Annotated in this window: 11 protein-coding genes and 1 pseudogene; 7 read left to right on the top strand and 5 right to left on the bottom strand. The window is 71.1% G+C overall.

The features are described from left to right. Positions 1 to 80 precede the first annotated feature (80 nt). The 4 genes and pseudogenes from G6N25_RS00430 to G6N25_RS00415 all read right to left on the bottom strand — a co-directional run bounded on the left by G6N25_RS00430 (position 81) and on the right by G6N25_RS00415 (position 3,371). Positions 81 to 620 carry a GNAT family N-acetyltransferase gene (locus tag G6N25_RS00430; RefSeq protein ID WP_083074284.1) on the bottom strand — a complete coding sequence of 180 codons (540 nt, stop codon included), beginning with the start codon at positions 618 to 620 and terminating at the stop codon, positions 81 to 83. 4 nt (positions 621 to 624) lie between these two features. Further along, on the bottom strand, positions 625 to 1,830 hold the full coding sequence (locus G6N25_RS00425) for a serine hydrolase domain-containing protein (RefSeq protein ID WP_158084878.1): 1,206 nt from the start codon (positions 1,828 to 1,830) through the stop codon (positions 625 to 627). Between the two features lie 5 nt (positions 1,831 to 1,835). Next, the gene (locus tag G6N25_RS00420) at positions 1,836 to 2,492 is read right to left on the bottom strand and encodes a class I SAM-dependent methyltransferase (protein ID WP_083074367.1); all 657 of its coding nucleotides are present in this window, start codon (positions 2,490 to 2,492) and stop codon (positions 1,836 to 1,838) included. A 10-nt stretch (positions 2,493 to 2,502) separates the two neighbouring features. Further along, a pseudogene (locus tag G6N25_RS00415) lies at positions 2,503 to 3,371 on the bottom strand (HNH endonuclease). 127 nt (positions 3,372 to 3,498) lie between these two features. Between G6N25_RS00415 and pyrR the strand changes: the two are divergent. From pyrR to pyrF, 7 genes are all read left to right on the top strand, one after another. After that, complete coding sequence (gene pyrR, locus G6N25_RS00410; protein ID WP_083074286.1) at positions 3,499 to 4,050, top strand: bifunctional pyr operon transcriptional regulator/uracil phosphoribosyltransferase PyrR; 552 nt, start codon at positions 3,499 to 3,501, stop codon at positions 4,048 to 4,050. Further along, a complete protein-coding gene (locus tag G6N25_RS00405; RefSeq protein WP_083074289.1) occupies positions 4,047 to 4,991 on the top strand; it encodes an aspartate carbamoyltransferase catalytic subunit in 945 nt (314 codons plus the stop codon). Before pyrR ends, G6N25_RS00405 begins: the two co-directional genes overlap by 4 nt. Next, the gene (locus tag G6N25_RS00400) at positions 4,988 to 6,280 is read left to right on the top strand and encodes a dihydroorotase (RefSeq protein WP_083074291.1); all 1,293 of its coding nucleotides are present in this window, start codon (positions 4,988 to 4,990) and stop codon (positions 6,278 to 6,280) included. The genes G6N25_RS00405 and G6N25_RS00400 overlap by 4 nt, the downstream gene beginning before the upstream one ends. A gap of 49 nt (positions 6,281 to 6,329) precedes the next feature. Further along, positions 6,330 to 6,827 carry a PH-like domain-containing protein gene (locus G6N25_RS00395; RefSeq protein ID WP_083074293.1) on the top strand — a complete coding sequence of 166 codons (498 nt, stop codon included), beginning with the start codon at positions 6,330 to 6,332 and terminating at the stop codon, positions 6,825 to 6,827. Beyond that, positions 6,824 to 7,954 (top strand): glutamine-hydrolyzing carbamoyl-phosphate synthase small subunit, encoded by a 1,131-nt coding sequence (gene carA / locus G6N25_RS00390; protein WP_083074296.1) that lies wholly within the window; start codon positions 6,824 to 6,826, stop codon positions 7,952 to 7,954. Before G6N25_RS00395 ends, carA begins: the two co-directional genes overlap by 4 nt. Before the next feature lie 109 nt (positions 7,955 to 8,063). After that, on the top strand, positions 8,064 to 11,411 hold the full coding sequence (gene carB / locus G6N25_RS00385) for a carbamoyl-phosphate synthase large subunit (RefSeq protein WP_083074298.1): 3,348 nt from the start codon (positions 8,064 to 8,066) through the stop codon (positions 11,409 to 11,411). Next, positions 11,408 to 12,244: an orotidine-5'-phosphate decarboxylase gene (pyrF, locus tag G6N25_RS00380; protein WP_083074300.1), complete on the top strand. Its 837-nt coding sequence runs from the start codon at positions 11,408 to 11,410 to the stop codon at positions 12,242 to 12,244. Before carB ends, pyrF begins: the two co-directional genes overlap by 4 nt. A gap of 170 nt (positions 12,245 to 12,414) precedes the next feature. Here the strand turns inward: pyrF and G6N25_RS00375 are convergent, their stop codons facing one another. After that, positions 12,415 to 12,837, bottom strand: coding sequence for a TOBE domain-containing protein (locus tag G6N25_RS00375; RefSeq protein WP_083074302.1), 423 nt, complete (start codon positions 12,835 to 12,837; stop codon positions 12,415 to 12,417). Positions 12,838 to 12,946: the final 109 nt, after the last annotated feature.

The raw sequence follows: 12,946 nt of genomic DNA, 5'->3' as shown, positions 1-12,946 counted from the left end.
GCGTCCAGGGCGCGGATTTCGGCGATTTTTCCGCCCTGCGTTCACACTCGAAGCCGTCAGCGCACACGCGAAAGCCGCGGCTACCGCAGCACCTTCGCGTAGAGCAGGCTGTCTTGTGGTTCGGGCCCCATGGTGGGGTAGACGGCGTGGCGGGCCAGCCGGCCTTCCAGGTAAAAACCCGCGCGCTCCAGCAGCCGCGCCGAGCGTTCGTTGTCGACGCTGCAGGTGGCCCAGACGCGGTATACGCCCCGATCGGCGTCCAGCGCGCCCAGCAGCATCTCGAGCACCTCGGACATGAAACCCTTGCCCCACCAACGCCTGCCGAGGCAGTAGCCGATCTCGACCGAGTGCGGCACTGGGCGCCGGCAGCTGGTCAGCCCGATCACGGCGCCGCTGTGCCTCAGCTCGATGGCCCAGGTCCGCTCGTCGTCGTTGGCGTTGAGCTTTTCGGTGATCACCCGCCGCGTCGCCGCCACGTCGGGATGCGGCGCCCACAGCAGGTACTTGGTGACCTCGGGATCGCGGGCGACCCTCTGGAAGATCGCGCCGGCGTCGTCGAGCGCCGGCGGGCGCAGCACCAGCCGCGCGCCGACGATGCGGTCGGGTGGGTAATCGACCATGGTGTTAGAGGCCGAGCGCTTGATAGGTGCGGCGGACGAACTTCGGTTGCGCGGTGCGCAGTTTCGCCAGCGACGTGTTGCCCGCGACGGCCGTGGCCGCGTCGACGGTCAGGTCGGGCAGGTTCTGGATCAGGTACAGCAGGATCAGGTCGGCGCTCGGGTCGGCCTGCCACCACGTCCCATAGGCGCCGGGCCAGCTGAACGTCCCCAACCCGCCGGGCCCGAACAGCGGGGCGGACCGCGCCGGGTCGGTCACCACCGACAGGTTCAGCCCGAACCCGCGGCCCACCCAGTACGGCGCCCCCAGGAAGTTGTGCCGCCTTTGTTCGTCGGTGAGCCGGTCGGTGCGCATGAGGCGCGCCGACTCCCGCGACAGCACCCGCACCCCGTCGATCGTCCCGTCGCCCAGCAGCATCCGCACGAACCGCAGGTAGTCGTCGGCGGTCGACCACAGGCCGCCGCCGGCGTTGCAGAACGAGGGCGGCGTGATGTGCGGCGGCCCCATCACGTCGTGCCGCAGCCGGTGATTGTCGTCGAGGGAATACATGGTCGCGGCGCGGCGGCGCGCCTCGGGGGAGACGAAGAACCCGGTGTCGGGCATGCCCGCCGGACCCAGGACCCGCTCGTCGAGGACCTGGTGGAAGGGCTTGCCGTCGACGCGGGACGCGATGACGCCCAGCAGGTCGATGGCGTGGCTGTAGGTCACCCGCTCGCCGGGCTGGTGCACCAGCGGCAGCTTGGCCAGCTCGGTCAGCCAGGCGTCCGGGCCCTGGTTGAAGGGCAGCCGCATATAGGCCTTCGAGATCGGGCCGGACACCGAGAATCCGTAGGCCAGGCCGCTGGTGTGGGTGCACAGGTCCTCGATCAGGATGGCGCGGCGCGCCGGATGCGTGCGGTCCAGCGGGCCGTGCGGGTCGTCGAGCACCCGCACGTCGGCCAGCTCGGGGGCCCAGCGCGCGACCGGGTCTTTGAGCGCCAGCTTGCCCTCGTCGACCAGGCTCATCACCGCGGCGACGGTGACCGGCTTGGTCATCGACGCGATGCGAAACAGCGTGTCCCGTCGCATCGGCAGGCCCGCGTCGATGTCGCGGTGGCCGATCTCGTTGACCTGCAGCAGTTCTCCGCGCTGCCAGACCACCGTCACCGCGCCGGCGAGCAGGCCGGCGTCGCACACTTCGCGGATGGAGGCCTGGTTGACGTCGAGATTCACCCGGTTCAGGGTAGTGCGCGCCGCCGCGCGCGGACGTACCAGAACGCCATTTCGAGTTGCGCACCGTCCGCCTCGCGGCGCACCGTGGCCGGCTCCAGCGACTCGATGTCCCAGCCGGTGCCGCCGAGGACGTCGCGCAGCGTCTGCTCGGACACCGCCGGCCGCGGCCACTCCTCATCGGGTGGGGTGGCGTCGGAGAAGCAGCTGATGAGCAGCGTGGCGCCCGGCCTGGTCGCCCGGTGCGCCGCGGCGGCGTAGCCGCGCTTGCCGTCGTCGTCGAGGCAGTGGAACATGCCGCTGTCGACGACGGTGTCGAACGCGTCGGTGTAGCCCTCGAGCTTGGTGGAGTCGGTCACCGCGAACGTCACGTCGACCCCGGCGTCCTTGGCCCGCCGCTCGGCGGTGATCAGCGCGGTCGGGGAGATGTCCAGCCCCGTCACGCGGTGGCCGTTCCTGGCCAGGTAGACGGCGTTGTCGCCGAGTCCGCAGCCGATGTCGAGGACGTCGCCGTGGATCCAGCCGCCCTCGTGCCACGCGATGACGTTCTCCTTGGGCGCCTTGGTGTCCCACGGCGGCGTGGTCACCGCGGGGAAGCCTTCTGCCGGGCTTTCGCCGCGGTAAAGGGCGTCGAAATCGAGGCGTGGAAAGTGGGGGCCTGTCATTTCCGCCAGCTTACGCGGCGTGCGGTTCGGCGCCGGGAGCATCGAGCGGGGCGGGCGCCCCGGGCGCCCCAGGCGGCGGTGGCGCGCCGGAGCGATAGTGCGCCCCGGTCGGTGTGATGAATTCCGCTGTGTGCGAACCGCTTTCGTCCACCCCGGCGGTGACCCGCCAGCCGGGCGCCTCCTTGGCATAGTTGCAGCGCTCACACAGCCCGAGCCCGTTCGCCGCGGCGGTCGGTCCCCCGCGTCGATGCGGCTGGGCGTGGTCGTGGTGGCGGATGGGGGCGTCGCAGTAGGGGGTGCGGCAGCGCTGATCCCGCAACCCGATGAAGGCGGCCAGCCCCTTCGGGAAGCAGCGCGCCCGCGACTCCATGGCCACCAACGCCCCCGAACCCGGATGCCGGTAGAGCCGACGCAGCGTGGCCCGCGACCGGGAATCGGCGACCGCGCCGCTCACCAGGTGCCGGGCCACGGCCGCCGGGATGGGGCCGTACCCGTCGAGTCGGCGCACAGTTCGGCGTCCAACGCGCGGCGATCGTCGACGTCCAGGCAGGCGCTTTCGCGCACGATCAGCGTGGCCCGCCACTCGGACAGCCGCCCGCATTCCAGGGCGGCCAGCGTGTGCGGCATCTCGTACACCAACGCCTTCGCGAAGCCGAGGTGCCGCCCGCCCCGGGCCGGAGAATCGCGTCGCGCCAGTGCGACCTCGCTGGCCACGCCGCGGCCACGCTGGGCCGCCGGCACCCCGGCGTCGGCCTCGTTCGAGCGGCGCAGCGCGTCCAGCGCGGCGGCCGCCCGCGCCTGGCCCGCGGCGGCCGCCGACTTCGCGCGCTCCAGCTCGGCGATCCGCGCGATCAGCGAGGCCCCTTCTGATTCGAACATACTTTCGGATAGTACACGCGGGGGCCGACACGTCACGGGCCCGCGGCTCGGAAGTGCTACGCTGCCGTCCAGTCGACATCCTTTAACGATCCGTCCGGCGAGGCGGAGAAGGAGGTCAGGATCTCGCATGGCTGCCGCCACCGGCAGGGAACTGATGTCCGCGGCCGACGTGGGCCGCACCATTTCCCGCATCGCGCACCAGATCATCGAAAAGACCGCTTTGGATGGCCCCGACGCGCCACGGGTGGTGCTGCTGGGCATCCCGACCCGCGGCGTCACCCTGGCCAACCGCCTGGCCGCCAACATCGGCGAGTACAGCGGTGTGGAGGTCGGCCACGGCGGGCTGGACATCACGCTGTACCGCGACGACCTGATGACCAAGCCGCCGCGGCCGTTGGAGGCGACCTCGATTCCGGCCGGCGGCATCGACGACGCGCTGGTCATCCTCGTCGACGACGTGCTGTACTCCGGGCGCTCGGTGCGCTCGGCCCTGGACGCGCTGCGCGACGTCGGCCGGCCGCGGGCGGTGCAGCTGGCCGTGCTCGTCGATCGCGGCCACCGCGAACTGCCGCTGCGCGCCGACTACGTCGGCAAGAACGTGCCGACCTCGCGCGGCGAGAGCGTGCACGTGCAACTGCGTGAGCACGACGGCCGCGACGGCGTGGTGATCTCGCGATGACCCGCCACCTACTTACCGCGGCCGATTTGAGCCGCGACGACGCCACCGCCATCCTCGACGACGCCGACCGGTTCGCGCAGGCCCTGGTCGGTCGCGAGATCAAGAAGCTGCCGACGCTGCGCGGGCGCACCGTGGTCACGATGTTCTACGAGAACTCAACCCGCACAAGGGTTTCCTTCGAGGTGGCCGGAAAGTGGATGAGCGCCGACGTCGTCAACGTCAGCGCCAGCGGATCGTCGGTGGGCAAGGGGGAGTCGCTGCGCGACACGGCGCTGACGCTGCGGGCCGCCGGCGCCGACGCGCTGATCATCCGCCACCCGGCCTCCGGCGCCGCGCACCTGCTGGCCGAGTGGACCGCCGTAGACGACGGCGGCCCGTCGGTGATCAACGCCGGCGACGGCACCCACGAGCACCCGACGCAGGCGCTGCTGGACGCGCTGACCATCCGCCAGCGGCTCGGCGGCATCGAGGGCCGGCGCGTCGTGATCGTCGGCGACATCCTGCACAGCCGCGTCGCCCGCTCCAACGTCACGCTGCTGGCCACCCTGGGCGCCGAGGTGGTGCTGGTCGCGCCCCCGACGCTGCTGCCGGTCGGGGTCGACGGCTGGCCGGTTACCGTGTCGAACGACTTCGACGCCGAGCTGCCCGCCGCCGACGCGGTGCTGATGCTGCGGGTGCAGGCCGAGCGGATGAACGGCGGCTTCTTCCCGTCCGTGCGCGAGTATTCGTCCCTCTATGGGCTCTCCGATCGCCGGCAGGCGATGCTGCCCGGCCACGCCGTGGTGCTGCACCCGGGGCCGATGCTGCGCGGCATGGAGATCGCGTCGTCGGTGGCCGACTCGTCGCAATCTGCTGTGCTGCAACAGGTTTCCAACGGGGTGCACGTGCGGATGGCGGTGCTGTTCCACGTGCTGGTGGGGGCCGAGGAGGCCGTGGCATGACCGTCCTGATCCGCGGTGTGCGCCTCTACGGCGTGGGCGAGCGCGTCGACGTGCTGGTCGACGACGGCCAGATCGCCGAAATCGGTCCGGGCCTGGCGATCCCCGTCGATGCCGACGTCATCGACGCCACCGGGCAGGTGCTGCTGCCCGGATTCGTCGACCTGCACACCCACCTGCGCGAGCCCGGCCGCGAATACGCCGAGGACATCGAAACCGGCTCGGCGGCAGCGGCTTTGGGCGGATTTACGGCGGTGTTCGCGATGGCCAACACCGACCCGGTCGCCGACAGCCCGGTGGTCACCGACCACGTCTGGCACCGCGGTCAGCAGGTCGGCCTGGTCGACGTGCATCCCGTCGGCGCCGTCACCGTCGGCCTGGCCGGAACCGAGCTCACCGAGATGGGCATGATGGCCGCCGGCGCCGCGCAGGTGCGGATGTTCTCCGACGACGGCGTCTGCGTGCACGACCCGCTGGTGATGCGCCGCGCCCTGGAGTACGCCACCGGGCTGGGGGTGCTGATCGCCCAGCACGCCGAGGAGCCGCGGCTGACCGTCGGCGCGGTCGCCCACGAGGGCCCCACCGCCGCCCGGCTGGGCCTGTCGGGATGGCCGCGGGCCGCCGAGGAATCGATCGTCGCCCGGGACGCGCTGTTGGCCCGCGACGCCGGCGCCCGGGTGCACATCTGCCACGCGTCGGCCGCCGGAACCGTCGAGATCGTGAGATGGGCTAAGGCGCAAGGCATTTCGATCACCGCCGAGGTCACCCCGCATCACCTGGCGCTCGACGACGGCAGGCTGGCCGGCTACGACGGGGTGAACCGGGTCAACCCGCCGCTGCGCGAGGCCGCCGACGCGGTCGCGTTGCGTCAAGCGCTGGCCGACGGGGTAATCGACTGTGTGGCCACCGACCACGCCCCGCACGCCGAGCACGAGAAGTGCTGTGAGTTCTCCGCGGCGCGGCCCGGCATGCTGGGGTTGCAGACGGCGCTGTCGGTGGTGGTGCGGACGATGGTGGCGCCCGGGCTGCTGACCTGGCGCGACGTCGCCCGGGTGATGAGCGAGAACCCGGCGCGCATCGTCGGCCTGCCCGATCACGGCCGGCCGCTGGAGGTGGGGGAGCCGGCCAACCTGACCGTGGTGGACCCGGATGCGACCTGGACGGTCACCGGTGGCGACCTGGCCAGCCGGTCGGCCAACACGCCGTACGAGTCGATGACCCTGCCCGCCACCGTGACGGCGACCCTGCTGCGCGGGAAGGTCACGGCCCGGGACGGAAAGAGCCCGGCATGAATCGCGCCGGCGACGATGCAGAGCGAAGCGATGAGAAGGAGCGGCGCGCATGAACTCCGCCACGCTGGTGGGGTCGCTGATCTTCGCGGCCGTGCTGGTGGTGGTGATCGCGGTGCTCGTCCAGCTGATGATGCGCGGCTGGCAGCGCCGCGCGCGGCGGCAGGAGGAGCTGATCGGCGGCCTGCCCGAGGTGCCCGACGAGGTGGGCACCGCGATCGCCACCACCCGCGGCCTCTATTGCGGCTGCACGATGGCGCCGGCCTGGAACGAGCGGATCACGGCCGGCGATCTCGGCTACCGCAGCAAGGCGGTGTTGACCCGCTACCCCGCCGGGATCCTGCTGGAACGCGTGCGTGCCAAGCCGATTTGGATTCCGCGGGAGTCGACCACGGCGATCCGCATGGAGCGCGGGATCGCCGGTAAGGTCGTGGCCCGCATCGGGATCCTGGCGATCCGGTGGCGGCTGCCGTCCGGGGTCGAGATCGACACCGGGTTTCGGGCCAACCACCGCGACGAGTACGCCGAGTGGCTTCAGGAGGCCGCGTGAATTCTAAAGCCCTGCTGGTCCTCGAGGACGGGCGCGTCTTCACCGGGACGCCGTTCGGCGCGATCGGCCAAACCCTCGGCGAGGCCGTCTTTTCCACCGGCATGTCCGGGTATCAGGAGACGCTGACCGACCCCAGCTACCACCGCCAGATCGTGGTGGCCACCGCGCCGCAGATCGGCAACACCGGCTGGAACGGCGAGGACGCCGAGAGCCGCGGCGACAAGATCTGGGTCGCCGGCTACGCGGTGCGCGACCCGTCGCCGTGCGCCTCCAACTGGCGCGCCACGTCCACGCTGGACGACGAGCTGACCCGCCAGCGCGTCGTCGGGATCGCCGGCATCGACACCCGGGCGGTGGTGCGGCACCTGCGCAGCCGCGGCTCGATGAAGGCGGGGGTGTTCTCCGGCGACGCAGCGACCGAGCCCGTGAACATAGAGGCGCTGGTGGAACAGGTGCGGGGCCAGGACTCCATGCTGGGTGCCGACCTCGCCGGCGAGGTCAGCACCCCCGGCGCCTACGTCGTGGAACCCGAGGGCCCGCAACGCTTTACGGTGGCCGCGCTGGACCTGGGGATCAAGACCAACACCCCGCGCAACTTCGCTCGCCGCGGCATCCGCAGCCACGTGCTGCCGGCGTCGGCGACCTTCGAACAGATCGCGGAGATCAAGCCGGACGGCGTGTTCCTGTCCAACGGCCCCGGCGACCCCGCCACCGCCGACCACGTCGTCGCGCTCACCCGCGAGGTGCTGGGCGCCGGAATCCCGTTGTTCGGCATCTGTTTCGGCAACCAGATCCTGGGCCGGGCGCTGGGGTTGTCCACCTACAAGATGGTGTTCGGCCACCGCGGCATCAACATCCCGGTCATCGACCACGCCACCGGCCGGGTCGCGGTGACCGCGCAGAACCACGGCTTCGCGCTGGAAGGCGAGGCGGGCCAGCGGTTTGACACGCCGTTCGGCCCGGCGATCGTCAGCCATACCTGCGCCAACGACGGGACGGTCGAGGGCGTCAAACTCGCCAGCGGCCGGGCGTTTTCGGTGCAATATCACCCCGAAGCCGCCGCCGGCCCACACGACGCCGAATACCTCTTCGACAGCTTCGCCGACCTGATGGCGGCCCGCCCATGACCGCGAGCTGGGGGTGCCTCCCGCTTGCGAGCGTGCGTGTCTGTACGGGGACACGCCGTAAACGGTGTACAACTGCGCACGCTCGCGCCCGGACCGAAGGGGGGCGCTAGTGCCGCGTCGGACCGACCTCAACCACGTGCTGGTCATCGGCTCGGGGCCCATCGTCATCGGGCAGGCCTGCGAGTTCGACTACTCCGGCACCCAGGCCTGCCGGGTATTAAGGGCCGAGGGCCTGCAGGTGAGCCTGATTAACTCCAACCCGGCCACCATCATGACCGACCCCGAGTACGCCGACCACACCTACGTCGAGCCCATCACCCCGGCCTTCGTCGAGCGGGTGATCGCCCAACAGGCCCAGCGCGGCAACAAGATCGACGCGCTGCTGGCCACGCTGGGCGGGCAGACCGCGCTCAACACCGCGGTCGCCCTGTACGAGAGCGGAACCCTGGAGCGCTACGGCGTCGAGCTCATCGGCGCCGACTTCGACGCCATCCAGCGCGGCGAGGACCGCCAGCGGTTCAAGGACATCGTCGCCAAGGTCGGCGGCGAATCCGCCCGCAGCCGAGTCTGTTTCACCATGGAAGAGGTCCGCGAGACGGTCGACGAGCTCGGCCTGCCGGTGGTGGTGCGGCCCAGCTTCACCATGGGCGGGCTGGGCTCGGGCATGGCGCGCTCCGTCGAGGAGGTCGACCGGATGGCCGGCGCCGGGCTGGCCGCGAGCCCCAGCGCCAACGTGCTGATCGAGGAATCGATCTACGGCTGGAAGGAATTCGAGCTCGAGCTGATGCGCGACGGCCACGACAACGTGGTGGTGGTGTGCTCGATCGAGAACGTCGACCCGATGGGCGTGCACACCGGCGACTCGGTCACCGTCGCGCCCGCCATGACGCTCACCGATCGGGAGTACCAGCGGATGCGCGACCTGGGCATCGCGATCCTGCGCGAGGTCGGCGTGGACACCGGCGGCTGCAACATCCAGTTCGCGGTCAACCCGAAAGACGGCCGGCTCATCGTGATCGAGATGAACCCGCGGGTGTCCCGCTCCAGCGCGCTGGCGTCCAAGGCCACCGGCTTCCCGATCGCCAAGATCGCCGCCAAGCTGGCCATCGGCTACACCCTCGACGAGATCGTCAACGACATCACCAAGGAAACGCCGGCCTGCTTCGAGCCCACCCTCGACTACGTCGTCGTCAAGGCGCCGCGATTCGCGTTCGAGAAGTTCCCCGGCGCCGACCCCACCCTGACCACCACGATGAAGTCGGTCGGAGAGGCAATGTCGTTGGGCCGCAACTTTATCGAGGCACTCGGCAAGGTAATGCGCTCCCTGGAGACCACCCGCGCCGGGTTCTGGACCAAGCCCGATCCCGACGGCGACCTCGGCGAGGTGCTGACCCGGCTGCAGACGCCCACCGAGGGCCGGCTCTACGACATCGAACTGGCGCTGCGGCTGGGCGCTTCGATCGAAAGCGTCGCGCAGGCCTCCGGCGTCGACCCGTGGTTCGTCGCGCAGATCGGCGAGCTGGTGAAGCTGCGCGCCGATCTGGCCGCCGCCCCGGTGCTGGACGCCGAGCTGCTGCGGCGCGGCAAGCACAGCGGGCTCTCGGATCGCCAGATCGCCGCGCTGCGACCGGAGTTGGCCGGCGAGGACGGGGTTCGCTCGCTCAGGGAGCGCCTCGGCATCCACCCGGTGTACAAGACGGTGGACACCTGCGCCGCGGAGTTCGAGGCCAAGACCCCGTACCACTACAGCAGCTACGAACTGGACCCCGCCGCCGAGACCGAGGTCGCCCCGCAGGCCGAGAGGCCCAAGGTGCTGATCCTCGGCTCCGGACCGAACCGGATCGGCCAGGGCATCGAGTTCGACTACAGCTGCGTGCACGCGGCAACCACGTTGAGCCAGGCCGGCTTCGAGACCGTGATGGTCAACTGCAACCCGGAGACGGTGTCCACCGACTACGACACCGCCGACCGGCTCTACTTCGAGCCGCTGACGTTCGAGGACGTGCTCGAGGTGTTCCGCGCCGAAACCCAGTCGGGCGAGGGCGGTCCCGGTGTGGTGGGCGTGATCGTGCAGCTCGGCGGCCAGACCCCGCTCGGGCTCGCACAACGGCTCTTCGACGCCGGCGTTCCGATCGTGGGCACCCCGCCGGAGGCCATCGACCTGGCCGAGGACCGCGGCGCCTTCGGCGACGTGCTGGGCGCCGCCGGCCTGCCCGCGCCGAAGTACGGCACCGCAACGACTTTCGCGCAGGCCCGCCGGATCGCCGAGGAGATCGGCTACCCGGTGCTGGTGCGGCCGTCGTACGTGCTGGGCGGCCGCGGCATGGAGATCGTCTACGACGAGGAGACGCTGAAGGGCTACATCACCCGCGCCACCGAGCTGTCCCCGGAGCACCCGGTGCTCGTCGACCGCTTCCTCGAGGACGCGGTCGAGATCGACGTCGACGCGCTGTGCGACGGCGCCGAGGTCTACATCGGCGGGATCATGGAGCACATCGAGGAGGCCGGCATCCACTCCGGCGACTCCGCCTGCGCGCTGCCGCCGGTCACGTTGGGCCGCAGCGACATCGAGAAGGTCCGGAAAGCGACCGAGGCGATCGCGCAGGGCATCGGCGTCGTCGGGCTGCTCAACGTGCAGTACGCCCTCAAGGACGACGTCCTCTACGTCCTGGAGGCCAACCCTCGCGCCAGCCGCACGGTCCCGTTCGTGTCCAAGGCCACCGCGATCCCGCTCGCCAAGGCGTGTGCGCGAATCATGTTGGGCGCCACCATCGCTGAGCTGAGGGGCGAGGGACTGCTGGCGTCCGACGGGGACGGCGCCCACGCGCCGCCCCACGCGCCGATCGCGGTCAAGGAGGCCGTGCTGCCGTTCCACCGGTTCCGCCGCGCCGACGGCTCGGGCATCGACTCGCTGCTCGGCCCGGAGATGAAATCGACCGGCGAGGTGATGGGCATCGACCGTGACTTCGGCAGCGCCTTCGCCAAGAGCCAGACGGCCGCCTACGGGTCGCTGCCGGCGCGGGGCACGATATTCGTTTCGGTCGCGAACCGGGACAAGCGGTCGCTGGTGTTCCCCGTCAAGCGGCTGGCCGACTTGGGATTTCGCGTCCTGGCCACCGAGGGAACCGCGGAGATGTTGCGCCGCAACGGGATTCCCTGCGACGAGGTGCGCAAGCACTTCGAGGAGCAGCGGCCCGGCCGCCCTGCGGCGTCGGCGGTCGACGCCATCAAGGCCGGCGAGGTCGACATGGTGATCAACACGCCCTACGGCAACTCCGGCCCGCGCATCGACGGCTACGAAATCCGTTCTGCCGCCGTAAGTGTCAACATCCCGTGCGTCACGACGGTGCAGGGCGCGTCGGCCGCCGTGCAGGGCATCGAGGCGGGCATCCGCGGCGACATCGGCGTGCGGTCGCTGCAGGAGCTGCACAGCGCGATCGGGAACGGCGCCCGGTGACCGGGTTCGGCGCCCGGCTGGTAGAGGCGAAGCGCAGCCGCGGGCCGCTGTGCCTGGGCATCGACCCGCACCCCGAGCTGCTGCGGGCCTGGGACCTGCCGACGACCGCCGACGGGCTGGCCGCGTTCTGCGACACCTGCGTCGACGCGTTCGCCGGTTTCGCCGTCGTCAAACCGCAGGTGGCCTTCTTCGAGGCCTACGGCGCCGCCGGATTCACGGTGCTGGAACGCACCATCGCCGCGCTGCGAGCCAAGGGAGTCCTGGTGCTGGCCGACGCCAAGCGGGGCGACATCGGGACGACGATGGCGGCCTACGCCACCGCCTGGGCCGGCGATTCGCCGCTGGCCGCCGACGCCGTGACCGCCTCGCCGTTCCTGGGGTTCGGCTCGCTGCGCCCGCTGCTGGAAGCCGCTGCCGCGCACGACCGCGGGGTGTTCGTGCTGGCGGCGACCTCCAACCCGGAGGGCGCCACCGTGCAGCGCGCGACATTCGACGGCCGCACCGTGTCCCAGCTGATCGTCGACCAGGCGGCCCTGGTCAACGAAGCCAACCGGTCCGCCACCCCGTCCGAGCCCGGATACGTCGGCGTGGTGGTGGGGGCGACGGTGTTCGAGGCGCCCGACGTCAGCGGGCTGGGCGGACCGGTGCTGGTGCCCGGTGTCGGCGTGCAGGGCGGACGGCCCGAGGCGCTCCGCGGCCTGGGCAACGCGGCGCCGGGCCAGCTGCTGCCCGCGGTGGCGCGCGAGGTGCTGCGGGCCGGACCAGGCGTGTCGGACCTGCGGGCGGCGGGGGAGCGGATGCTGGACGCCGTCGCGTACCTGTCCGACGGGTAGGCGGGGGGCGCTACGCCGCGGCGGGACGGTGTCCGGGTTTGAGTGTGAGCCCACGGCGCTGCGTGTGAGCCCACGGCGGAGAAATCGCGCCCCACATCGCGCCCTGGGCTCACACCGAAAGCCGTCAGCTCACACCGAACGCCGTGGACCGGCCGCACAACGGCCGGACTTCAGTCCGACGCTATCGCCGTGCTGGGCCTGGCGGTTTCGATGATGACCGTGGTGGCCTTGACGACGGCCACCGCAACGCTGCCGGGCCGCAGGTCCAACTCCTCGGCGGCGGCCGTGCTCATCAGCGAAACCACGGTGAACGGACCGCACTGCATTTCGACCTGCGACATCACCTTGTCGCTGATGACCTTGGTGACCAGGCCGACGAACCGGTTGCGCGCCGAGCTGCCGATGCTCAGCGGATCCGGCGGCGGGGCGGGCGCGTTGGTCCGGGAGAACTCGGCCAGATCCTCGCTGGCGATGACCTTGCGGCCGGCCGCGTCGTGACTCACCGACAACGTGCCCTGGTTGATCCATCGCCGGACGGTGTCGTCGCTGACTCCCAGCAGCTCAGCCGCCTGACGGATGCGCAGGTTGGGCACGGCTCGATCGTAACGCCTTCCCGGCCGCCGGCCGGCCGATCGGCCGCGGGCGCGACACGCGCGACACGCCACGAGAAATGCGTGACCTCGTCGCACCGCGACTTGTGGC

It is taken from the genome of Mycobacterium heidelbergense (assembly GCF_010730745.1).
GTDB classification, from domain to species: Bacteria; Actinomycetota; Actinomycetes; order Mycobacteriales; family Mycobacteriaceae; genus Mycobacterium; species Mycobacterium heidelbergense.
Note: the sequence above shows the minus strand (reverse complement) of the source record. Positions and strands in the feature narration are given on the sequence as shown.

What these genes read in the sequence shown, in the direction of transcription:
- G6N25_RS00430 (WP_083074284.1), bottom strand. Translation starts at nt 620, where the DNA reads ATGGTCGATTACCCACCCGACCGCATCGTCGGCGCGCGGCTGGTGCTG.
- G6N25_RS00395 (WP_083074293.1), top strand. Translation starts at nt 6,330, where the DNA reads ATGAACTCCGCCACGCTGGTGGGGTCGCTGATCTTCGCGGCCGTGCTG.
- G6N25_RS00405 (WP_083074289.1), top strand. Translation starts at nt 4,047, where the DNA reads ATGACCCGCCACCTACTTACCGCGGCCGATTTGAGCCGCGACGACGCC.
- G6N25_RS00420 (WP_083074367.1), bottom strand. Translation starts at nt 2,492, where the DNA reads ATGACAGGCCCCCACTTTCCACGCCTCGATTTCGACGCCCTTTACCGC.
- G6N25_RS00400 (WP_083074291.1), top strand. Translation starts at nt 4,988, where the DNA reads ATGACCGTCCTGATCCGCGGTGTGCGCCTCTACGGCGTGGGCGAGCGC.
- pyrR (WP_083074286.1), top strand. Translation starts at nt 3,499, where the DNA reads ATGGCTGCCGCCACCGGCAGGGAACTGATGTCCGCGGCCGACGTGGGC.